Here is a 22,723-nt window from a genome sequence, read left to right on the forward strand (position 1 = left end):
AGAAGGGAATGACGACGTTTGAAAAAATTACTGCGCTGCTGGATCAGCAGCAGGCCAGCTACCGCGTGGTGGAACATGAGGCGATAGGGCAGACCGAACAGATCAGCCAGATACGCGGTAACCTGCTGGGCCAGGCGGCCAAAGCGATGGTGCTGGAGGTCAGCATGCCGGACGGTGCGCCATCGCGTCAGCTGCTGGCGATAGTGCCGGGCGACTGCCGGATCAATTTCAAAAGTGCGGCGCGCGCCATCGGCGGCAAAAAATCCTCTTTTGCTGCTCCGGAGCTGGCGCAGGCGCTGACGGGCTGTGTGATGGGCGCGGTACCGCCGTTTAGTTTTGATGACCGGCTGGCGCTGCGGGTGGATACCCGGCTGCAACAGGTCGGAACGTTATGGTTTAACGCGGGCGAGCTGGATAAGTCGATCGCGCTGGCTGTAGATGATTATTTTCGCATCGTGGGTGAAGGCTGCTGTGCCGATATCGCGACCCCGATTGCGGTCACCGCCTGACGGCAGGACAAGGAGTTTCTGATGTCGGTAAAAGATATGCTGTTAGCGCTGTGCGTGGTGGTGGCGTGGGGCGTCAATTTTGTGGTGATCAAGCTGGGGCTGCAGGGTATGCCGCCTTTTTTGCTCGCCGGGCTGCGTTTTACCCTGGTCGCCTTTCCCGCCATTTTCTTTGTGCGTCGCCCGCCGATTCCGCTGCGCTGGCTGGTGGTTTATGGCATGACCATCAGTTTTGGTCAGTTCGCCTTTCTGTTCCTGGCGATCAAGCTCGGCATGCCTGCCGGTCTGGCCTCGCTGGTGCTGCAGGCGCAGGCATTCTTTACCCTGTTGCTGGGCGCGCTGTTGCTGGCGGAGAGGCTGCGCTGGAATCATATTGTCGGGATTATCATCGCTACGCTGGGGATGTTTTTGCTGGCGACGGCAGGCATGGAAGGGCAGACCAGCGCCGGTATTACGCTGACCACCATGATGCTGACGCTGTCGGCGGCGCTCTCCTGGGGACTGGGTAATATCACCAATAAGATTATTATGCGGAACCGCAGCGTGCCGATCATGTCACTGGTGGTCTGGAGTGCGCTGGTGCCGATCGTTCCTTTCTTTGCCTGTTCGCTGCTGTTTGATGGTCAGGCCGCCATCGTTTACAGCCTGCTGCATATCGGCCTGCAGACCGTGCTGGCGCTGTTCTATCTGGCATTTTTCGCCACCATTGTGGGTTACGCTATCTGGGGGAATCTGCTGAGTCGCTACGAAACCTGGCGCGTCGCGCCGCTGTCGCTGCTGGTGCCGGTGGTGGGGATTATTACCGCCGCGCTGGTGCTGGATGAGCATCTCTCCGGGCAGCAGATGCTGGGTGCGGTGGTGATTATACTGGGGCTGCTGGTCAACGTGTTTGGTGGCGTGCTGGGTCAGCGCTTAGCGATGCGAACGCAGCCGTAAGGACAAGTCTGCCTTCAGATATAAGGGCAAAAAAAACGCCGCTAACGCGGCGTTTGTCATGGTTACTTCAGAATCTCAATACGGCGTGGTTTCGCCTCTTCCGGCACCAGTCGTTCAAGATCGATGCTCAGCAGACCATTTTCGAGACGGGCATCGCGCACCACAATGTGGTCGGCGAGCTGGAATTTACGCTCGAAGTTACGCTCGGCGATACCCTGATACAGGTATTTACGCTCGGTCTGCTCTTCAGGATGGGCACCCCGCACGATCAGCACGTTATCGTGCGCCGTGATATCCAGTTCGCTCTGAGCAAAACCGGCCACCGCAATAGTAATGCGATAGTGATTTTCATCGACCAGTTCAACGTTATAGGGAGGATAGCCGCCATTGCTCTGATTCTGATTAGATTCGAGCAGGTTAAACAGGCGATCAAAACCGATAGCAGAGCGATAAAGTGGGGTGAGATCAAAATTACGCATATTAAGACTCCTGAATTTCAGCAAGTTTTGGCAACCTTCCACTACTGGACAGGCTGGATACGGCACCCCACTGTCCCTTGCGGCAACGGTGAGTGCGTCCGTAAACTAAAAATGGGTGCCACAAGACCATTTTCAAGAGGGTGAAATGCAATTTTTTTCGCCAATTTGAGGAAATGACATACACTCAGGACTACATTTGCCAGACCCAGACGGACTTCGCCCCAGAGTGTTGACGTTGTCTGGCAAGCAAACTCAGCCAGGCTTATGCCATGACTGAAGGGATGATGATGATGAAATTGATGAAGACCTTACCTCTGGCTGGAGTGGTGTGCTGCGCAATGGCAACAACCGGCTGTTCCAGCGTGATGTCTCACACAGGTGCGAGTCAGGGCTACTATCCAGGCACCCGTGCCAGCGCTGATATGCTGTCCGATGGTGATACCAGCTGGGCGCTGAAGCCGCTGGCGTTAATCGATCTTCCTTTCTCTGCTGTGCTGGATACGCTGCTGCTGCCGTGGGACTACTACCGCAGCGACAAAGATAAATCTCTCGACTCTCCACGTGAACGCATCCTGCAGAGCGAAAGGCTGGCGCATACGCAGGAAAGCCTGGCGCAGGCGCAGCCTATGCCTCCTATGCGGTCACTGCCGCAACCGTAAAGAGTTGCCGCCAGCCATTCACCTCACGCATATAAGCAATCTGTGTACCATCAGGTGACCAGACCACCGCGTCACCTGATGGCGCCTCTTCCGTTCTGCGGGTCAGACGCTGACACGCGCCGCTCTCAACGTCACATCGCATCACGCTGTTATCGCAGATAAAAGCGATCGCCTGGCCGTCAGGATGCCAGCTAAAGGCGGACTGAATGCTGTGGCTGAGTCGGGTGATCTGACGCGGTTCGCCGCCGTTGGGGGACACCGTCCAGAGCTGGATCACCTCTGCGGCATCCGCCATCAGAAACGCTATCTGGCTGCCATCCGGTGCGGCGCGCAGCCAGTGGCGAGGTTGCATAGCCACACCACGGCTGTGCGTCAGGCGACGCTGCTGCACGCCAGCCGGTGGCGCAGGTAACTGCTGGCTGCTGCCCTCCAGCAGCATCTCTCCGGCGCGTGCGTAATCCTCCAGCGCATCAGGCAGATCAACAATAAAAACTTCAGGCCGTTTTTCGCCCTGCGCCGTCAGCGTGTCGCCAATAAAGGCGATCGCCCAGCGCTGCCAGCTGCCGTCCGGCTTCTGGTAGCCACGCTCACCGACCCAGCACTCCTCACAGGCACGATTAATCTGGTCACTGCCTGGCAGCGGTTCCGCATGCGTCTGGCTTACCAGCAGGCAAAAAAAGGTGCCGTCATATTCGCGCGGATGCTGCTTTTCAGGCGTTACCGCGCAAAGGGGCACCGCGATGCCGACGTTGCGCAGATCGAGCCGGCTATCCAGTTCGTGCATCACGTGGTCATTGTAGGTAAAGCTCAGGCGAGAACCATCGGGACTGAAGACATGTACATGCGAGCCGCCACGCAGCGCGCCAGGGGTAAACGGCGGCGTGATATCGCAGGCATCCAGATTCACCGCTGCACCGTTCTGAACGATCACCCCGCGCCGGTGGTGGAAGTCATACTGCCAGCTGGCATCGGGATGTTCCGGGCCATGAATGCAGACGTAGCGCGGTGGCAGATCGGGACTGACCGTGACGACGCCGACGTGAGCACCATGCCGGGCCTGATAGAGCACCTCCACCTCACCGGTCATCACATTGACCCGCTCAATGGTCTGGCTGGTAAACGACGCGCCCGATGGACGAACGTCAAACGCCAGCCACTGGCTGTCGGCAGTCCAGACATTAATATTGGTGAGCTGATGCTGACGGGCAGCAAAGGTGATCTGTTTTTCTGACATGATGAAACCCACGGAGAAAGAGTTGCCCGACAAATTACGCGATTCTGTTTTGCGGTGCAGCATTTTTGCCGGGTTAGGGGATCCGGGCCGAAGCGGCCCGGCAGAGAACGGGCCGTTACAGCACTAACTCTTCGATGGCATGCGCGACGCCATCCTCCATATTGGTTTTGGTGATGAACTGAGCAATTTTCTTAACAGAGTCAATGGCATTCCCCATTGCGACTCCCGTTCCTGCGTATTCGATCATCGCCAGGTCATTCTCCTGATCGCCAATCGCCATCACTTCTTCCTGCTTCAGGCCGAGCTTCTCAGCCAGCATTTTGACGCCCTGGCCTTTATTCACCCGACGATCGAGGATTTCGAGGTAATAAGGCGCGCTCTTCAGGATGGTGTAGGTCTGCTGAGCATGCCCGGGCAGGCGGGCAATCGCCGCGTCGAGAAGAGCGGGCCGGTCGATCATCATCAGTTTCGGGAAGCGCATGGCACGATCCATCTCCTCCACCGCGCGGTAGCGCACCGGAATGCCGGTCAGGCTCGCTTCATGGATGGTGTATTCGCTGATGTCTTTGTTAGGGGTATAGAGATGGGTTTTGTCGAATGCCTGGAAATGTACGCCAAGCTCACGTGCCAGGTTCTCAATGTAGAGGTAGTCGTCAAAGGTCAGCGTCACTTCCGCCACGCACTCACCATCTTCGGCCTGATGAACCAGCGCACCGTTGTTGCTGATCGCGTACTGGCCGGGCGTCTGCATATCCAGTTCCATGAGATAGCGCTGGATACCCACAAACGGCCGGCCGGTGGTCAGAACAATCGACACCCCTTGCTGACGGGCGCGATCCAGGGCGGATTTCACCGCCGGTGTGATCTCATGTTGCGGGTTGAGCAGGGTGCCATCCATGTCGATAGCGATCAATTTAATAGCCATAGAGTCCTCGTAGCGTCTGGGTTTTGTTCAATGCTAGCGCGATTCAGCGCACATTGACCAGTTTCATGGCAGGCGAGAACGGCCAGCTGACCACCAGGTTCAGGCGGTAAAGAGATCGCGGTGGATTTTAATCACGGCTTTTCGGATTGTTGCGGGTTCGCCAGGGGCGCAGCAGGGACGATGGATATCGTGCGGGAAAAAGAGCGCGAACATGCCGGGCATCAGCGTAATCACTGACTCATTCAATATTTTCTGATAAAAAACGACGTCACGCTGCTGGGCAAAATCTTCGGTGATGTGCTGGTCGGGATGGGCGCGGGCCACGCCAATATTTTCGGTGCCTGTCAGCAGATACTGAATATCGATGTAGTTGAAGTGGGACTCCGCTTTGCGTGCGCTGGCCGGTTCGGTCATCATCTCCTGCACCAGACAGAACATTTTGTTGTCGGGCAGGATCTCATATTTGCCGGTTTCCAGCTGGCTGAAATCTGTGCTGGCAATCCAGCTTATCGCCTGATCGACTACCGGATGAAAGGCGTGACGTTCTCTGTCCCAGTCGTGACGATCGCAAACAATCATGGTGTAACTCCCTGTGTGGAATAGTGCGCGGTAAATGCGCAAAGAGGGGCAAGAGTAAGGGAGCTGACCGGGTTAAAACGTGATCGGGATCGCAGCATACGGGCAGGAAGGCACGCCCTGGCGGGTTTTCCGCCCGGACGGCACAAAAAAAAGGCCATCACCTGGGTGATGGCCTTTCATCTCTGATGCCGGTTAAATATCGATATTGGCGGCTTTCAGCGCATTTTCTTCGATGAAGGCGCGGCGCGGTTCAACCGCATCGCCCATCAGGGTAGTGAACAGCTGATCAGCGCCAATCGCATCTTTAATGGTGACGCGCAGCATACGACGGCTGTCTGGATCCATGGTGGTTTCCCACAGCTGCTCCGGGTTCATCTCGCCCAGACCTTTGTAGCGCTGGACCGAGAGGCCGCGACGCGACTCTTTAATCAGCCACTCAATCGCCTGTTCGAAGCTTGCCACTGGCTGACGACGCTCGCCACGTTCGATGTAAGCATCTTCTTCCAGCAGACCACGCAGTTTGCTGCCCAGGGCGCAGATTTTGCGATACTCAGGACCCTGAATGAAATCAGCATCCAGCGGATAGTCAGTATCTACACCGTGGGTACGGACGCGCAGTACCGGCTCGAACAGGTTTGATTCGCGGTTTTCACGCACCTGTGCCAGATAGGTGCTGCCGTGCGCTTCGCGTTCAGTCAGATAGCTCACCAGACCATTCAGCCAGGTTGTAACCTCTGCTTCGCTGGTCAGGTCGCTCAGCGTGTCGTGATAAATCATCGCACGCAGCATGGCCATCGGATAACGGCGCTCCATACGCTTGATCATCTTCTGGGTGCTGTTGAAGTCAGTGACCAGCGTCTCCAGCGGCTCACCGCCCAGCGCCGGCGCGCTGGCATTGGTGTGCAGCGTCGCGCCATCAAGCGCGATAGCGATCTGGTATTGATCCATCGCCTCGTCATCTTTGATGTACTGCTCCTGCTTGCCTTTCTTCACTTTGTAGAGTGGCGGCTGGGCGATATAAACGTGGCCGCGCTCAATGATTTCAGGCATCTGACGATAGAAGAAGGTCAGCAGCAGGGTACGGATGTGCGAACCATCGACGTCGGCATCGGTCATGATGATGATGCTGTGATAGCGCAGCTTGTCCGGGTTGTACTCGTCGCGACCAATACCGCAGCCCAGCGCGGTGATCAGCGTGGCCACTTCCTGGGAGGCGAGCATCTTATCGAAACGCGCTTTTTCAACGTTAAGAATCTTACCTTTCAGCGGCAGAATCGCCTGGTTTTTACGGTTACGGCCCTGTTTGGCCGAGCCGCCTGCGGAGTCACCCTCCACCAGGTAGATTTCAGACAGCGCCGGGTCGCGCTCCTGGCAATCTGCCAGTTTGCCTGGCAGACCCGCCAGATCCAGCGCGCCTTTACGGCGGGTCATTTCACGGGCGCGGCGTGCCGCTTCACGGGCACGGGCAGCGTCGATGATTTTGCCGACTACAATTTTGGCGTCTGATGGGTTTTCCAGCAGGTATTCAGCCAGCAGTTCATTCATCTGCTGCTCAACCGCTGTTTTCACCTCGGAGGAGACCAGTTTATCTTTGGTCTGCGAGGAGAATTTAGGATCCGGCACTTTCACCGAAACCACAGCGATCAGACCTTCACGGGCATCATCACCGGTGGCGCTGACTTTGGCCTTCTTGCTGTAACCCTCTTTTTCCATGTAGGCATTCAGGGTACGGGTCATCGCTGAACGGAAACCGGCGAGGTGTGTACCGCCGTCGCGCTGTGGGATGTTGTTGGTAAAGCAGTAGATATTTTCCTGGAAGCCGTCGTTCCACTGCAGCGCCACTTCCACACCAATGCCATCTTTCTCGGTAGAGAAATAGAACACGGTAGGATGAATCGGGGTTTTGTTTTTGTTTAGGTACTCAACAAACGCCCGGATGCCGCCTTCATAGTGGAAGTGATCACTTTTACCATCACGCTTATCATCCAGACGAATCGACACGCCGGAGTTCAGGAATGAGAGTTCACGCAGGCGTTTCGCCAGGATGTCATACTCAAAATCGCGCACGTTGGTAAAGGTTTCGTGGCTCGGCCAGAAACGCACACGGGTCCCTGTAATGTCGGTCTCACCCGTCACCGCCAGTGGTGCCTGCGGTACGCCATGGACGTAAATCTGCTGATGCACTTTGCCTTCGCGACGAATGGTCAGCTCCAGCTTCTGCGACAGGGCGTTAACCACGGAGACGCCCACGCCGTGCAGGCCGCCGGAGACTTTATAGGAGTTATCATCGAACTTACCGCCAGCATGCAGCACGGTCATGATCACTTCAGCGGCAGAAATGCCCTCTTCTTCGTGAATACCGGTAGGAATGCCGCGTCCATCATCCTGCACCGATACGGAGTTATCGGCATGGATGGTGACCACAATGTCACTACAGTGACCAGCGAGCGCTTCGTCGATTGCGTTATCCACGACCTCGAATACCATGTGATGCAGACCGGTACCGTCATCGGTATCGCCGATATACATGCCCGGGCGTTTGCGTACCGCATCAAGTCCTTTCAGGACTTTAATACTTGAGGAGTCATAAGAATTCGACATCAACGTTTCTCGCTCATTTTAATCTTCAGGTTGAACCGCTATTTTACCCTGTTCCACGCGGAACATCTTGCCCTTTTCGTCGGTCATGTCGATTACATGTCCGGCAGAAATTGCGCTGACAAACACCTGAGCCTGAGTGGCTTTTAACCGTTCCGCCAACAGGCGTCGGCGGCTCTCATCCAGCTCAGAAGCAAAGTCATCAATAAGATAAATACAGCGGCGTCCGCTCTGGCTTGTCAGGAACTCGCCCTGTGCCAGACGCAATGCACACATCAGCAGTTTTAACTGCCCGCGTGAGAGTAAATCTTCTACCGGCGTCCCTTCAGCCCGAATACGAAAATCCGCTTTATGGGGGCCGCTGGCGGTATAGGTCAGTGCGCGATCGCGCTCGAAGTTACGTTCCAGCAGTTCGGCGTAATCGCTCTCTTTATCCCAGCCACGCTGGAATGAGAAGCGCAGCTCAAATTCCGGCAGAAACTGGCCACAGGTGGCGGTGATCTCCGCGGAAATCGCCGCACTGTATTCCGCCCGCCACTGGCTGATCTGTTCAGCCAGCGGAACCAGCTCCTGATCCCAGGGACGAATCTGGCTGTAACGTGAGACCTGGCGCAGCGCCGCGTTCCGCTGTTTAAGCAGGCGGCGCATGTTGTTCCAGGCGTTAAAAAAGCCGGGGGTGTTATGGAAGCAGCCCCAGTCGACATAGGCTCTGCGATATTTGGGGCCGCCATTCAGCAAACTAAAGCCTTCAGGGGTGATTAACTGCATCGGCAACAGCTGCGCCAGCTCCGCGACCTTGTGACCATCGCTGCCATCAATGCGCACTTTGCTGTCACCTGCACGGTTTTTGGTCAGCCCGACTGAAATTTCCCGCTCTTTGTTTTCCAGACGCCCGTGCAGCACAAACGCCGCCTCATCGTGACGAATCACGCGTCCCGCCTGCAGGCTGCGAAACGAACGGCCATGCCCCAGAGTATGAATCGCTTCTAAAACGCTGGTTTTACCACTGCCGTTGGCACCAACCAGGAAATTAAAGCCGGGTGCCAGCTGCAGGTCAGCCTGCTCAATATTACGAAAATCTTTGATAAGAAGGCGGGTTAAAGCCATGAATCAGTCCAGCGTGAAGGGCAATAAAATTTTGGGCCTGGCGATCCAGGGCATCAACGGCAAAGCAGGTTTGCCCGATACCTCAGTCACCTGGCCGTCGGCGTCGCCGCCAGTCTGGTTCCGGCCAGCGCGCAGGCCCTGGGAGCATACTGAAGTATGTGACCAGGGGCGAGCACTGCCCGGAATCAGAATGGCAAGTAAGCCAGGCCGATATATTCTACAAGCGCATGGGCATGACGACATAGGCCGCTGCCGGACTCGCCACATCCTCAATCTGCACGCTCGACACTGAATCGGTCAGCAGCAGACGGACGTTTTCGCACTTCAGCGCGTTCAGCACATCCAGCACGTAACTGACGTTGAAGCCAATCTCCAGTTCAGTACCGTTGTAGCTGACATCCAGCATCTCTTCCGCTTCTTCCTGTTCAGGATTATTGGCGGTGATCTTCAGCTGATTTTCGGTGATATAGAGGCGAACACCGCGGAACTTCTCGTTAGAGAGGATAGCGGCGCGGGCAAAGGCCTGTTTGAGCAGATCGCAGCCCGCTTCCAGCGCTTTGTCCGGATTCTTCGGCAATACGCGACGATAATCGGGGAAACGACCATCAACCAGCTTAGAGGTAAAGATGTAGTCGCCGACATGCGCACGGATATTGCTGCCGCCAATCTGAACCTGCAGCGGAGTATCGCCGCCATCCAGCAGACGCAGCAGTTCAATCACGCCTTTGCGCGGCACAATCACCGAATGACTCGGCAGCGCCTGACCAATCGGCATGGAGCAGACAGCCAGACGGTGACCGTCAGTGGCCACGGTGCGCAGCTCTTCCCCTTCGGTTTCAAACATCATGCCGTTGAGGTAGTAACGCACATCCTGATGCGCCATCGAAAACTGAGTCGCTTCAATCAGCCGTTTCAGCGTTGCCTGTGGCAGGGTGAATTCAACCTCACTCTGCCAGTCGTCAAGATTCGGGAAGTCACTGGCGGGCAGGGTCGACAGCGAAAAACGGCTGCGGCCAGAGCGCACCAGCATGCGATCGCCTTCCAGTGCCAGAGTAATTTCTGCGCCATCCGGCAATCCGCGACAGATATCGAGGAATTTACGCGCCGGAACGGTGGTGGATCCAGGCTCATGTGCCTGAGTCAGCGCCACGCGTGCGACCATCTCCATTTCCAGATCGGTACCGGTCAGCAACAGCGAACCTTCAGTTACCTGCAGCAGCAGGTTTCCAAGGATCGGCAGCGTCGGACGACCACCCAGGGGGCCACTTACTTGTTGCAGCGGCTTCAGCAACTGCTCACGTTCAACAATAAATTTCATAGCGTCAGGAAGATAATGTTCTGATGAGATTAGAGAAATCTTCTTTGATATCGTGGCTCTCTTCACGCAGCTGCTCAATCTTGCGGCAGGCATGAAGCACCGTTGTATGGTCGCGCCCCCCAAAAGCATCGCCAATTTCTGGCAAGCTATGGTTGGTTAACTCTTTCGCCATCGCCATCGCCATCTGGCGTGGACGTGCCACCGAGCGCGAACGGCGCTTGGAAAGCAGATCCGCCACCTTAATTTTGTAGTACTCAGCCACGGTCTTCTGAATATTATCGATGGTGACCAGCTTTTCCTGCAGCGCCAGCAGATCGCGCAGCGCTTCGCGCACGAAGTCGATGGTAATCGCCCGGCCAGTAAAGTTGGCATTGGCGATCACGCGATTCAGCGCGCCTTCCAGCTCACGCACGTTAGAGCGTAACCGCTTGGCAATAAAGAAGGCGACTTCACCAGGCAGACGGATGTCGTTCTCATCCGCTTTTTTCATCAGGATCGCCACACGCGTTTCCAGCTCAGGCGGCTCGATCGCCACCGTTAAACCCCAGCCGAAACGTGATTTAAGACGATCTTCCACCCCGTTGATCTCTTTTGGATAGCGATCCGAGGTGAGGATGATCTGCTGGTTGCCCTCTAATAAGGCATTAAAGGTGTGGAAGAACTCTTCCTGCGATCGCTCTTTATTAGCAAAGAACTGAATGTCATCGATCAGCAGCGCATCTACCGAACGGTAGTAGCGTTTGAACTCTTCAATCGCATTGTTCTGTAGTGCTTTAACCATGTCCTGCACGAAGCGCTCGGAGTGCATATAAACCACTTTTGCATTGGGTTTTCGGGCAATGATGCCGTTGCCCACCGCATGCAACAGGTGCGTTTTACCGAGACCGGTGCCGCCATACAGAAACAGCGGGTTGTAAGCGCCGCCTGGATTATCCGCCACCTGACGTGCCGCCGCGCGCGCCAGCTGGTTAGATTTACCCTCGACGAAGTTATCGAAGTTATGACGGTTGTTCACATTTGAGCGATAGGTGACGTCGGCCGGAGCCGGGACATTATCCCAGCTGGGACGCATGATCTGCGTCGGGGCCGGACGAATATGGCTCTGTACGGGCATCACGGGCGCGCTGACGCTGGCCATTACAGGCTGGCTGACCGCTGCCGCCTGCTGCTGAACCGGGCGCGTTCCCACTTCAAAACGCAGCGTGGGCACGTTTGGACCGCAGAATTCATTCAGCAGTGCATTGATACTATTAAGGTATTTGTCCCGAACCCAGTCGAGTACGAAGCGATTTGGAGCATACAAGGCAAGCGTATTGTCGTTTAACTCAGCCTGCAGTGGACGGATCCACATGCTGAATTCGGTGGCAGGAAGCTCATCCTGCAAACGGGCAAGACACTGTTGCCAAAGCGTAAGTGACACGGCGGACTCCACTCGTACAAATTCGAAAAGAATAGTAGGCGTTACTCTAAGAAACGTTCATTTTTGACACAGACGCTAAGAAAGCGCCTGCGACCGCTATCAGCGGTTTTCCGTCCTGCAATCACCGGAGGATCGTCAGCGGAAGGGCGGATCATAGCGCAAAGCGAGGCAGAGATCTTCCCTTTCTACACAGTTTTGATCCTTTTTATCCACAGGCCAGAGGCGCGCAAAGAAGTTTACGCCAGTTGCGGGAAAAACCAGCAGGGATCTGGCGCAATCCATTAAAATTTCGGGCGACATCTCATTTTATCCCCAGGATCCGGCAAGCCGATCGCAATAAGATCCCGTGCGATCCTTGCGCTTTAGTGCGGAGCCCGTATAATTCTCCACCCGACATTGAGCCATCAGGCGCAAAGTCGGGACTCTGCGGGCTGTATGCGGGTTTTCAGGCACTATGACACGCGAAGTAAATTGACTCGGGACTGTACAATTATTACAATCCCGCCTCTTTATTAAAGACACATTGAGGCGTAGGTCGATTTTCTGGCCCGAAACGCGTCACCCAGTGAAAATTTTCAAGTTTAGGTAGAAACCGCCATGAAACGCACTTTTCAACCGTCCGTACTGAAGCGCAACCGTTCACACGGTTTCCGTGCTCGTATGGCAACAAAAAATGGTCGTCAGGTTCTGGCACGTCGTCGTGCTAAAGGCCGTTCTCGTCTGACCGTTTCTAAGTAATAAAGCAAGCCCTGATGGGTAAGCTCGCATTTCCCAGGGAGTTACGTTTGTTAACTCCCACTCATTTCACTTTCGTCTTCCAGCAGCCACAACGGGCTGGCACGCCGCAAATTACTATTCTCGGCCGCCTTAACGCGCTGGGGCATCCCCGCATCGGTCTCACCGTCGCTAAAAAACATGTGAAACGCGCTCATGAACGCAACCGGATCAAGCGATTGACCCGCGAAAGCTTTCGTCTGCGTCAACATGAACTGCCGTCGATGGACTTCGTGGTGGTCGCGAAGAAGGGGGTTGCCGATCTGGATAACCGTATGCTGGCGGAAGCGTTGGAGAAATTATGGCGTCGTCACTGTCGCCTGGCGCGCGGCTCCTGATCGTCCTGATACGCGTCTATCAACGCGGCATCAGTCCATTACTGGGACCACACTGTCGGTTTCACCCGACCTGCTCTCATTACGGAATTGAGGCATTACGCAGGTTCGGCCTGATAAAAGGCAGTTGGTTGACATTAAAACGCGTATTAAAATGCCACCCCTTGAACCCGGGTGGTGACGATCCTGTGCCGCCAAAAACCTTTGATACCAGAGAACATTAACGATGGATTCGCAACGCAATCTCTTTCTCATCGCTTTTCTGTTCGTGACCTTTATGATCTGGCAAGCCTGGCAGACGGACCACGCTCCGCAGCCACAGCAGACGCAGACCACACAAGGCACAAACAGCGTAGCGGGTGATACCGCCAGTCAGGGTGTACCGGCCAGCGGTCAGGGCCAGACGATCACCGTTAAGACTGATGTCCTGTCATTGAATATCAACACCCGAGGCGGTGATGTTGAACAAGCACAGCTGCTGACTTTCCCGGACAAACTGGGTTCTAACCAGCCGTTCCAGCTGCTTGAAACAACGCCAGCGTTCCTTTATCAGGCACAGAGTGGTTTGACCGGTCGTAATGGCCCGGATAACCCGAACAACGGCGCGCGTCCGCTGTTCAACGCTGCGCAGGATCACTTCGAGATGGCTGATGGCCAGTCCGAACTGCGTGTGCCGATGACCTACACCGCTGAAAATGGCGTGGTTTACACCAAAACCTTCATCTTCAAGCGTGGCGAATATGCCGTTAATGTCGATTATCATGTCAACAACACCACCCAGCAGCCGCTGGAAGTGTCGCTGTTTGGCCAGCTGAAGCAGACCATCGATCTGCCTAAGCATCGTGATACCGGCAGCAACAACTTTGCTCTGCACACCTTCCGTGGCGCGGCCTACTCCACCAGCGAGTCGAAATATGAGAAGTATAAATTCGACACCATCGCGGATAACGAGAACCTGAACGCCACCACCAGCAATGGCTGGGTTGCGATGCTGCAGCAGTACTTTGCAACAGCATGGGTTCCGCGTACTGAAGGCACCAACACCCTTTACACCAGCAACCTGGGTAATGGCGTGGCGGCGATTGGCTATAAATCTGCACCGGTCACCATTGCCGCGGGCGCACAGCAGAATCTGGGTGCAACGCTGTGGGTCGGCCCGGAAATTCAGGACAAGATGGCAGCGATTGCGCCGCACCTTGATCTGACCGTAGATTACGGCTGGTTGTGGTTTATCTCTCAGCCGCTGTTCAAACTGCTGAAATTTATTCACAGCTTCATCGGTAACTGGGGCTTCTCCATTATCGTGATCACCTTCATCGTGCGCGGCATCATGTACCCGCTGACCAAAGCGCAGTACACCTCGATGGCGAAGATGCGCATGCTGCAGCCGAAAATTCAGGCGATGCGTGAGCGTCTGGGGGATGACAAGCAGAAGCAGAGCCAGGAAATGATGGCGCTGTATAAAGCAGAGAAAGTGAATCCGCTGGGTGGCTGTCTGCCGCTGGTGATTCAGATGCCAATCTTCCTGGCGCTTTACTACATGCTGTCAGGCTCGGTTGAACTGCGTCATGCGCCATTTATTCTGTGGATCCATGACCTGTCAGCGCAGGACCCGTACTACATCCTGCCGATTCTGATGGGCATCACCATGTTCTTCATTCAGAAGATGTCACCGACCACCGTGACCGATCCGATGCAGCAGAAGATCATGACGTACATGCCGGTGATTTTCACCGTGTTCTTCCTGTGGTTCCCGTCAGGTCTGGTGCTGTACTACATCGTCAGCAACCTGGTCACCATTCTCCAGCAGCAGCTGATTTATCGCGGCCTGGAAAAACGTGGTCTGCATAGCCGCGACAAGAAGAAAGCGTAAGCGATCCAGAGCGGGAGCAATCCCGCCCTAAAATAGTCTATTCTCAGGCGGTCAAAGCGACCGCCTGTGTTTTTTGTAGCGAGAGAAAATTTATGAGCCACAGCGATACCATTGTTGCCCAGGCGACGCCGCCCGGACGCGGCGGCGTAGGCATTCTGCGCGTCTCTGGCGCCCAGGCGGCAGAGGTCGCCCGCCAGCTGCTGGGCAAACTGCCTAAGCCGCGTTACGCCGATTATCTGCCGTTCACCGATAGCGATGGCCGCGTGCTGGATCAGGGCATTGCGCTGTGGTTTCCTGGTCCTAACTCCTTTACTGGTGAAGATGTGCTGGAGCTGCAGGGCCACGGCGGCCCGGTGATCCTGGACCTGCTGCTGAAGCGCATCGTGGCGCTGCCTGGCGTGCGTATCGCTCAGCCGGGTGAGTTTTCAGAGCGTGCGTTTCTGAATGACAAGCTCGATCTGGCGCAGGCCGAAGCGATTGCTGACCTGATTGATGCCAGCTCTGAGCAGGCGGCGCGTTCGGCAGTGAACTCCCTGCAGGGCGTTTTCTCCACCCGTATCAATCATCTTGTGGAAGCACTCACTCACCTGCGGATCTATGTCGAAGCCGCTATCGACTTCCCGGATGAGGAGATCGATTTCCTCTCTGACGGCAGAATCGAAGCACAGCTGAATACGGTGATCGGCGACCTGGATGCCGTCCGTGCCGAAGCACGTCAGGGCAGCCTGCTGCGTGAAGGGATGAAAGTGGTGATTGCGGGCCGGCCTAATGCGGGCAAATCGAGCCTGCTGAATGCGCTGGCGGGCCGTGACGCCGCCATCGTCACGGACATCGCAGGCACCACCCGTGACGTACTGCGTGAGCATATTCATATTGATGGCATGCCGCTGCATATCATCGACACCGCCGGTCTGCGTGAAGCCAGCGACGAAGTGGAGCGCATCGGGATTGAGCGCGCCTGGCAGGAGATCGAACAGGCTGATCGCGTGCTGTTTATGGTGGACGGCACGACGACCGATGCCACCGAAGCGGCGGCGATCTGGCCCGATTTCGTCTCCCGTCTGCCGCCCGAACTGCCGATTACCGTGGTCCGCAACAAGGCGGATGTCACCGGTGAGTCTCTCGGTCTGACAGAAGTAAATGGTCACTCACTGATTCGCCTGTCGGCACGCACCAGCGCGGGCGTGGACGAGCTGCGCGATCACCTGAAGCAGAGCATGGGCTTCGCCGGCAATATGGAAGGCGGCTTCCTGGCGCGTCGCCGTCATCTGCAGGCGCTGGAGCTGGCGGCAACGCACTTACAGCAGGGTAAAGCGCAGCTGCTCGGTGCCTGGGCCGGTGAGCTACTGGCGGAAGAGTTACGTCTTGCCCAGCAGGCGTTAAGCGAGATCACCGGCGAGTTCACTTCTGACGATCTGCTGGGTCGCATCTTCTCCAGCTTCTGTATCGGTAAATAACCGTGCTGGCCTGATAGCGTCCTGCTGTCAGGCCAGATTTCCTGCCACGCTGCTCCCCTGTTATTCCCGCCTCTGCGTTGATTCTTGCTGATATGTTATTTTGCGGCGGCACGGCATTGCCGTATAACGGTTGAAGCGCCGATCTGACGTGCGGCGACGGATTGCGGTGAGTGATCCCCGCAATCCGTCGCCGCGCCGGACCGGACGCAAACCCACTACGTGAACACCGTTGGGCGAACTTTTTCGCCTGAAACAGGAGAGTTGCATGAGTACACCGCTCGACACTGCCGCACTGGACACGCTGTTTAATGACGCCCGCACCCACAGTTACTGGCAGGCTAAGCCCGTCGATAACGCCCTGCTGGAGCAGCTCTATGCTTTAACGGCACTGGGCCCGACCTCGGCGAACTGCTCGCCTGCGCGATTTGTTTTCGTGACCTCGGCGGAAGGCAAAGAGAAGCTGAAACCGGCACTCTCTTCCGGCAATCTGGAAAAAACCATGAGCGCGCCGGTCACGGTGATTGTGGCCTGGGACCGCGAGTTCTATGAGCAGCTGCCCGCCCTGTTCCCCCATGCTGATGCGCGCAGCTGGTTTACCGGCAGCCCGGAAGCGGCAAAAGAGACCGCTTTCCGTAACAGCAGCCTGCAGGCGGGCTACCTGATTCTGGCGGCGCGTTCGCTGGGTCTGGATGCCGGTCCGATGTCCGGGTTTGATCCGGCCAAAGTCAATGACGCCTTTTTCCCCGACGGTCAGTATCAGGTTAACCTGCTGATTAACCTCGGCTACGGTGATGCATCAAAACTGCATCCGCGCCTGCCGCGACTGAGCTTTGAGCAGGCGAGCCGTTTCGCCTGATGCTGCCCGCGTCGCGAGTCGAATCGCGACGCGGATGACCTTATAAACAGCGTGTCACAGCGGCGCAGCATTTTCTGCAGGCGTCCCCTGATGAAACACCATTCGCCAGTTCTGACCCTCGCACAGCCAGTGTGAGGCGCGCAGTGCGGCCCGACTGCCATCGGCATCACAGATCTGGTAGTGCAGTATCAGACTCCTCTCGCCCGTGCTCACCAGCTGAAAGTTACTACTAAGCATATCGGGCATCGCATCTTCTTTTATCAGCGCCGCGATGGTCTGCGCGCGAGTCACAAAGCGTCCTGAAGGGGTTATCTCACAAAAGTCAGGATGGAGTATCTGCTCCAGCCACGCCAGTTCCCGTCGCCTGGCACTGTGCAGGCTGCGCTCTCGTTTCACCATTTCGTCCAGCAACATGGCTGACCCTCCTGTTATTCTGTGCTGACAGGCAGCGGCAATAATTCCTTTAAGCTGTTGAAGATGGGCATCGTGACGCTTCTGTCCGGTTAGCTCTCCCTCGCGACTCTGCTCATCCTATTCCGAATTTACCCCAATCTGTGCGTTGTCAGGTGCATTAAGGTAAGAAAATTCCTACAATGCTTCTGATGATTATCTGACCATTTTCACGGAGCGACAGATGGCTGGTCATTTTGTACGCTGGACGGGCGATCCCGGCTTCCCGGCTAATGATTTACGCATTCCCCAGGCTATCACCGACACGGCACAGCAGTTTGCTGACAAACGCCGTGGGCGATTTCTTGCCGCCCGTACCCTGCTGGCACAACTGATGCTACGGGTTTATGGCATTGGTGAACTGCCGCGCCTGCTTATCCAGAGCAACGGACGCCCCGTTTTTGCTGACAGCGATCTGCCCGATTTCAGCATCGCCTATGCGGGCAATACGGTGGGTGTGCTGTTGGCCGAAGAAGGTGGACGTGCCGGTCTGGATATGGAGATTGTGCATGCCAGAAGCCGTCAGACTCAGGAGCAGCTGATTCAGGGATTAACCTCGGGCGAGATCGCCTGGATCAATGCCCAGCAGGATGCCATGGAGGCGGTGACGCAGATCTGGACATTACGCCAGAGCATTCTCAAGCTGACGGGAGAGGGCGATCGGGGACTGGATTCGCTGCGCCTGTTGCCCGGTGCGGGTCGGCTGCGATCTTCACTCTATCCCGATATTCAGGTGGTGTGTGATGCGGAGCCTATGCTGGTCTGGTCGTGTGCGCTGTCGTCTGCGACTCAGCGTCTGCATCTGTGGGAGATGGATAACGCCTTTCAGTGGCACGCATTACGCGAAATAGAGATGGGTAAGCCCAACATCGGGCCTCATGCTCTGCGGCTGACCAGCCTGCCCAGCGAGCGCAGCCTGCATCCAGAAATGTAAAAAGCCGCAACCCAGAGGTTGCGGCCCTGAATGCGCTTAGTGCGCGTCTACAAAAACAATCTTCAGCACAAACAGCAGAGCAACAATCACTACGCAGGGGCTGATTTCACGCCAGCGGCCAGTACCCAGCTTCATGACGCAGTAAGCGATGAATCCCAGCGCAATGCCTTCGGTGATGGAAAAACTAAAGGGCATCATGGCGGCGGTCACAAACGCCGGAACGGCTTCGGTCAAATCATCCCAGCGTACGCGCGACAGGCTGGCAGTCATTAATACCCCAACGTAAATCAGCGCGCCCGCAGCGGCGTAAGACGGCACCATCGCGGCCAGCGGTGACAGGAAGGTCACCAGCAGGAACAGCAGGCCGGTGACCACGGCCATCAGGCCGGTACGGCCACCAATCGCCACGCCCGAGGTGCTTTCGATATAGGCGGTCACGGATGAGGTACCTGCCAGCGCGCCACTCACTGAACTGATGCTGTCGACATAGAGCGCCTGCTGCATGCGCGGGAAAGTGCCGGTTTCGTCGGTCAGTCCCGCTTTATCGGTGACGCCGATCAGCGTGCCGGAGGAGTCGAACAGATTGACCAGCATAAAGGAGAAGATCACGCCTGCCATGCCGATGTTGAAGGCGCCTTTGATATCCACCTGGCCGACCACAGAAGTAATGGAAGGCGGCGCAGAGAACAGGCCGACAAACTTCACGTCACCCAGCATCCAGCCGATAGCGGTAGTAACCACCATCGAGATCAGCACCGCCGCGTGGATATTGCGTGATGCCAGAATAGCGATGATAAAGAAGCCCAGCGCGCCCAGCAGTACGCTGTGCGAGGTCAGGTTCCCCACGGCCACCAGGGTATCGGGATTCGGCACGATAATACCGGCATTCTTCAGCCCCATCATGGCGATAAACAGGCCGATACCGGCGGTAATGCCGACGCGCAGGCTCAGCGGGATATTGGCAATCATCCAGTAGCGAACCCGCAGCAGCGTCAGGATCAGCAGGCCGACCGCACCCCAGAAGATCGCGCCCATACCCACCTGCCACGAATAGCCCATCGCCCCGACCACCACAAAGGCGAAAAAGGCGTTCAGCCCCATTGCGGGCGCCAGCGCCACCGGCAGATTGGCAAACAGTCCCATCAGAATGCTGCCGAAAGCGGCAATCAGACAGGTGGTCACAAACACCGCCTGGGTATCCATGCCGGCGACGCCGAGGATCTGCGGATTGACGAAGACGATGTAGACCATCGTCAGAAAGGTGGTGATACCCGCGATCACTTCGGTGCGCACCGTGGTGCCATGTTCCTGCAGCCTGAAGATGCGCTGCAAAACGCCTTGCTTGCTCATGCCATCCATCCAGAAGAAAAAATCATCGGCGCGTATCCTGGCGATTTTACCGGGGCAATACAATGATTTTTCGCAACCGATTGCCAGTCTCGCAATCTGCGCTGAGTGCGGTAGAGTGTGGAGCACACCCCTGAATCGAAGGATAGAGTCTGATGTCAGTAGAATGCGTCTTTTTTGATTGCGATGGCACGCTGGTGGACAGTGAGTTGCTCTGTACCCAGGCCTACGTCAACACCTTTGCCCGTTACGGCCTGGAACTGTCGCTGCAGCAGATGTTTGAAAAGTATAAGGGCGTCAAACTCTACGACATTATTCGTGACGTCGGCGACGCGCATCAGGTGACGCTGCCGATGGAAGAGGTGGAGACTGCTTATCGCGCAGAGGTCGCGCGGCTGTTTGATCAGCAACTGCAGCCCATCCCGGGCGCGAAAGCGCTGGTTGAGCAGATCAAGGTGCCGATGTGCGTGGTTTCAAACGGGACGGTAAAAAAGATGCAGCACTCGCTGGGCTTAACCGGCATGCTGCCGCTGTTTGCGGAGCACCTCTACAGCGGCTATGACATTCTGCACTGGAAGCCCGATCCGGAACTGATGTACCACGCTGCGGAACAGATGCAGGTGCCGATTGAGCGCTGCATTCTGGTGGATGACTCCGAAGCGGGCGCCCGCGCCGGTATCGCCGCTGGCATTCCGGTCTACTACTACTGCGCTGACCCGCACAACCCTGAACTGGATCATCCGCTGGTGACGCGCTTCGACGATATGGCGCAACTGCCTGCGCTGTGGCGCGCCCGTGGCTGGGATCTGGTGTAGCGCGGGCCAGCATGACACACACCGTCTGGTTTTTAACCCTGCCCGGCGTGATGGCGCTGGATCTCACCGGCCCGGCCGAGACGCTGAAGCTGGCGGGCGAACACTTTACGCTGCGCTACATCGGCCCGCAGCCGGAGGTGGTCTGCTCCACCGGCATGACCATTGGCGGCATCGAACCGTTACCTGAACAGTTGCCCGCCGGGAGTCTGCTGGTGGTGCCTGGCGTCTATGATTCGCAGGTCTGTTACGCCACGCCGCAGGCCGGAGAGGCTCGCGACTGGCTGATGCGCCAGCACGCCGCGCTGTGCGCGCAGACCTTTATGCTGGTCTGCGTCTGCTCGGGTGCGCTGCTGGCGGCGCAGGCAGGCATGCTGGATGACGTGCTCTGCACCACCCATCACGATGTAATTGCCCGCCTGAAAGCCGCGGCCCCGCGCGCACGGGTGCAGGAGAACCGGGTGTTTGTCGGGCATGAGAATATCTGGACCAGCGCAGGCATCACGGCGGGAATCGATCTGGCGCTGCATCTGATTAATCAGCTCTGCGATACGCAAACCGCGCTGGCGGTAGCGCGGGAGATGGTGGTCTGGTTCCGCCGTGCCGGTGACGATCCGCAACTTTCGCCGTGGCTGCGTTACCGCAACCACATGCATCCGGCCATTCATCGGGCGCAGGATCTGATGATTGCCCATCCTGAGCACGGCTGGACCCTGACCGAGCTGGCTGGACGCACGCATGTCAGCAGCCGCCATCTGGCGCGGCTGTTTCGCCAGCATCTGGGGATTAGCGTGCGTGAATACCATGAGCAGCTGCGGGTTGGCGTGGCACGCCAGCGTCAGCAGCAGGGTGAATCTGCCGAAAAAGCGGCGCTGGCGGCGGGGTTTTCATCGGCGCGCCAGCTACGGCGCGCCCGCCAGCGCGAAGCCGATCAGCTGACAAAGTGACGGGTATCGACGCGTTTCAGCGCCATCCCCAGCAACAGGCTGCCGCCCAGTGTCAGCCCGAACACCCAGGGCAGGTCGAGCCACGGACGCGACATATCATCGTAATGATGCGTTCGCAGGTAGTGAATGAACAGCGCATGAAAGCCGTAGATCGGCAGTGAATAGCGTGCAATCACCGTTAAACCCGGCAGCGTGCGCTGGTTCAGGCTGTTTTTAAACACGATCAGCAGGCTGATCGCGGCGATAAACACCAGCGGTCCGCAGTAGAGATACCAGGTGTCATTAAACGCCCCGTTGACGATCAGCGCCTGTTTCGTCCCTAACGTAATGCCAATCACACAGGCGATAAACAGCCCGGCAGCCAGCGGCGTCAGGCCGCGCCGGGTCGTTTCCATCGTGCCGATAGCCCGTCCCAGCAGCGCATAGAGCAGGTAGTAGATACTGTCACCGCTGACATAGAGATTAACCGGCAGAAAGTGAAACGGCCCCAGCGACTGGCTGACCGTATTGGGGTTGGCGAGCACCGCCAGCACCAGCACCAGCAGCGCCACGTAGCGCGCCTGCACGGTTTTTACCTGGATCAGGGGTGACAGCAGATAGATGCCGATCAGCGCAAAGAAGAACCACAGGTGATAAAACACCGGCTTCTGCAGCATCTTCAGGATTGATCGCCCTTCGCTGATAGGGGTCAGCCAGGTGATATAGGCCAGCGATACCGCGCTGTAGAACAGCAGACAGAGCACCAGCCGGAGCATATGGCGCGGCTGGGCGCTGCGTTCGCCGAAAAACAGATAGCCGGAGATCATAAAGAACAGCGGAACACAGACGCGTGATGCTGAGTTCAGCAGATTAGCCGCATCCCAGGTGATGCCAGTCACCGCCATCGGCCCGGTGATATACCAGGTGGTGGTGTGAATCACGATCACCATCAGGCAGGCAACCGCGCGTAAATTATCGATCCAGTAAATCTTCTGCGGCATGGCATCCTCTTGCGCATAGCGTCCGTGCGCAAAAGGGTAGCCAAATGCGACCAGAGCAACAACTGCTGCCAGCAGGATTCGGAGCCATCTGTATGCCAGCGCACTGAATCACCGCGAAAACGCGCCGGTAGCGCCTGGGATTTACGGCTGCACATCGCGCGGTCAAAGGGTATACTGTCGGCCTCTTTTTTTAATCT

At 56.8% G+C, this 22,723-nt stretch carries 23 protein-coding genes; 12 read left to right on the plus strand and 11 right to left on the minus strand.

Features of this window, described 5'->3' with window-relative positions:
- Positions 1-8: 8 nt before the first annotated feature.
- Entirely contained in the window at positions 9-509 is a 501-nt protein-coding gene (locus HFD94_RS14940) for a YbaK/EbsC family protein (RefSeq protein WP_010258916.1), read from the plus strand.
- Positions 510-530: 21 nt separating this feature from the next.
- On the plus strand, positions 531-1,442 hold the full coding sequence (locus HFD94_RS14945) for an EamA family transporter (RefSeq protein WP_167433257.1): 912 nt from the start codon (positions 531-533) through the stop codon (positions 1,440-1,442).
- 62 nt (positions 1,443-1,504) lie between these two features.
- Here the strand turns inward: HFD94_RS14945 and ibpA are convergent, their stop codons facing one another.
- A complete protein-coding gene (gene ibpA / locus HFD94_RS14950) occupies positions 1,505-1,921 on the minus strand; it encodes a small heat shock chaperone IbpA (RefSeq protein ID WP_010258920.1) in 417 nt (138 codons plus the stop codon).
- A gap of 290 nt (positions 1,922-2,211) precedes the next feature.
- Here ibpA and HFD94_RS14955 point away from each other — a divergent pair, with 290 nt between their 5' ends.
- Positions 2,212-2,580 carry a YceK/YidQ family lipoprotein gene (locus HFD94_RS14955; RefSeq protein WP_223564587.1) on the plus strand — a complete coding sequence of 123 codons (369 nt, stop codon included), beginning with the start codon at positions 2,212-2,214 and terminating at the stop codon, positions 2,578-2,580.
- Here the strand turns inward: HFD94_RS14955 and HFD94_RS14960 are convergent.
- The 7 genes from HFD94_RS14960 to dnaA form a co-directional block, all read right to left on the minus strand.
- Entirely contained in the window at positions 2,555-3,814 is a 1,260-nt protein-coding gene (locus HFD94_RS14960; protein WP_167433258.1) for a DUF3748 domain-containing protein, read from the minus strand. The two genes, HFD94_RS14955 and HFD94_RS14960, sit on opposite strands and share 26 nt — an antisense overlap.
- A gap of 115 nt (positions 3,815-3,929) precedes the next feature.
- Complete coding sequence (yidA, locus tag HFD94_RS14965; RefSeq protein ID WP_010258924.1) at positions 3,930-4,739, minus strand: sugar-phosphatase; 810 nt, start codon at positions 4,737-4,739, stop codon at positions 3,930-3,932.
- Positions 4,740-4,838: 99 nt separating this feature from the next.
- Complete coding sequence (locus HFD94_RS14970) at positions 4,839-5,318, minus strand: YhcH/YjgK/YiaL family protein (RefSeq protein WP_010671614.1); 480 nt, start codon at positions 5,316-5,318, stop codon at positions 4,839-4,841.
- Positions 5,319-5,510: 192 nt separating this feature from the next.
- On the minus strand, positions 5,511-7,919 hold the full coding sequence (gene gyrB, locus HFD94_RS14975; protein WP_010258926.1) for a DNA topoisomerase (ATP-hydrolyzing) subunit B: 2,409 nt from the start codon (positions 7,917-7,919) through the stop codon (positions 5,511-5,513).
- Positions 7,920-7,937: 18 nt separating this feature from the next.
- Positions 7,938-9,023, minus strand: a complete 1,086-nt coding sequence (recF, locus tag HFD94_RS14980) for a DNA replication/repair protein RecF (RefSeq protein WP_010258927.1) — start codon at positions 9,021-9,023, stop codon at positions 7,938-7,940.
- A 217-nt stretch (positions 9,024-9,240) separates the two neighbouring features.
- Positions 9,241-10,341, minus strand: a complete 1,101-nt coding sequence (gene dnaN, locus HFD94_RS14985) for a DNA polymerase III subunit beta (protein WP_010258930.1) — start codon at positions 10,339-10,341, stop codon at positions 9,241-9,243.
- 4 nt (positions 10,342-10,345) lie between these two features.
- Positions 10,346-11,761, minus strand: coding sequence for a chromosomal replication initiator protein DnaA (gene dnaA, locus HFD94_RS14990; RefSeq protein WP_010671615.1), 1,416 nt, complete (start codon positions 11,759-11,761; stop codon positions 10,346-10,348).
- A gap of 597 nt (positions 11,762-12,358) precedes the next feature.
- On the opposite strand from dnaA, the gene rpmH reads away from it, so the two are divergent.
- From rpmH to HFD94_RS15020, 6 genes are all read left to right on the plus strand, one after another.
- A complete protein-coding gene (gene rpmH, locus HFD94_RS14995; RefSeq protein ID WP_003849659.1) occupies positions 12,359-12,499 on the plus strand; it encodes a 50S ribosomal protein L34 in 141 nt (46 codons plus the stop codon).
- A gap of 14 nt (positions 12,500-12,513) precedes the next feature.
- Positions 12,514-12,873, plus strand: a complete 360-nt coding sequence (gene rnpA / locus HFD94_RS15000; protein WP_008926396.1) for a ribonuclease P protein component — start codon at positions 12,514-12,516, stop codon at positions 12,871-12,873.
- Complete coding sequence (yidD, locus tag HFD94_RS15005) at positions 12,837-13,094, plus strand: membrane protein insertion efficiency factor YidD (protein ID WP_008926397.1); 258 nt, start codon at positions 12,837-12,839, stop codon at positions 13,092-13,094. Before rnpA ends, yidD begins: the two co-directional genes overlap by 37 nt.
- Positions 13,095-13,096: 2 nt before the next feature.
- Positions 13,097-14,743, plus strand: a complete 1,647-nt coding sequence (gene yidC, locus HFD94_RS15010; protein WP_010258933.1) for a membrane protein insertase YidC — start codon at positions 13,097-13,099, stop codon at positions 14,741-14,743.
- 92 nt (positions 14,744-14,835) lie between these two features.
- Positions 14,836-16,200 (plus strand): tRNA uridine-5-carboxymethylaminomethyl(34) synthesis GTPase MnmE, encoded by a 1,365-nt coding sequence (gene mnmE, locus HFD94_RS15015; RefSeq protein ID WP_010258935.1) that lies wholly within the window; start codon positions 14,836-14,838, stop codon positions 16,198-16,200.
- A gap of 265 nt (positions 16,201-16,465) precedes the next feature.
- Positions 16,466-17,056 carry a malonic semialdehyde reductase gene (locus tag HFD94_RS15020; RefSeq protein ID WP_010258936.1) on the plus strand — a complete coding sequence of 197 codons (591 nt, stop codon included), beginning with the start codon at positions 16,466-16,468 and terminating at the stop codon, positions 17,054-17,056.
- A 54-nt stretch (positions 17,057-17,110) separates the two neighbouring features.
- Here the strand turns inward: HFD94_RS15020 and HFD94_RS15025 are convergent, their stop codons facing one another.
- Positions 17,111-17,470, minus strand: a complete 360-nt coding sequence (locus HFD94_RS15025) for a DUF4440 domain-containing protein (protein WP_167433259.1) — start codon at positions 17,468-17,470, stop codon at positions 17,111-17,113.
- Positions 17,471-17,690: 220 nt separating this feature from the next.
- Here HFD94_RS15025 and HFD94_RS15030 point away from each other — a divergent pair, with 220 nt between their 5' ends.
- On the plus strand, positions 17,691-18,440 hold the full coding sequence (locus HFD94_RS15030; protein ID WP_010258937.1) for a 4'-phosphopantetheinyl transferase superfamily protein: 750 nt from the start codon (positions 17,691-17,693) through the stop codon (positions 18,438-18,440).
- A gap of 36 nt (positions 18,441-18,476) precedes the next feature.
- Here HFD94_RS15030 and HFD94_RS15035 read toward each other — a convergent pair whose 3' ends face one another.
- On the minus strand, positions 18,477-19,790 hold the full coding sequence (locus HFD94_RS15035; RefSeq protein WP_010258938.1) for an NCS2 family permease: 1,314 nt from the start codon (positions 19,788-19,790) through the stop codon (positions 18,477-18,479).
- Positions 19,791-19,942: 152 nt separating this feature from the next.
- Here HFD94_RS15035 and yieH point away from each other — a divergent pair, with 152 nt between their 5' ends.
- Positions 19,943-20,602 carry a 6-phosphogluconate phosphatase gene (gene yieH, locus HFD94_RS15040; RefSeq protein ID WP_010258939.1) on the plus strand — a complete coding sequence of 220 codons (660 nt, stop codon included), beginning with the start codon at positions 19,943-19,945 and terminating at the stop codon, positions 20,600-20,602.
- Positions 20,603-20,613: 11 nt separating this feature from the next.
- Positions 20,614-21,546: a GlxA family transcriptional regulator gene (locus HFD94_RS15045; RefSeq protein WP_122889784.1), complete on the plus strand. Its 933-nt coding sequence runs from the start codon at positions 20,614-20,616 to the stop codon at positions 21,544-21,546.
- On the opposite strand, the gene HFD94_RS15050 is transcribed toward HFD94_RS15045, so the two are convergent.
- Positions 21,531-22,526: an acyltransferase gene (locus HFD94_RS15050; RefSeq protein ID WP_010671618.1), complete on the minus strand. Its 996-nt coding sequence runs from the start codon at positions 22,524-22,526 to the stop codon at positions 21,531-21,533. The genes HFD94_RS15045 and HFD94_RS15050 overlap by 16 nt on opposite strands.
- Positions 22,527-22,723 lie beyond the last annotated feature (197 nt).

Origin of the sequence: Pantoea sp. EKM20T, assembly GCF_011800485.1 — a bacterium.
GTDB classification, from domain to species: Bacteria; Pseudomonadota; Gammaproteobacteria; order Enterobacterales; family Enterobacteriaceae; genus Pantoea; species Pantoea agglomerans.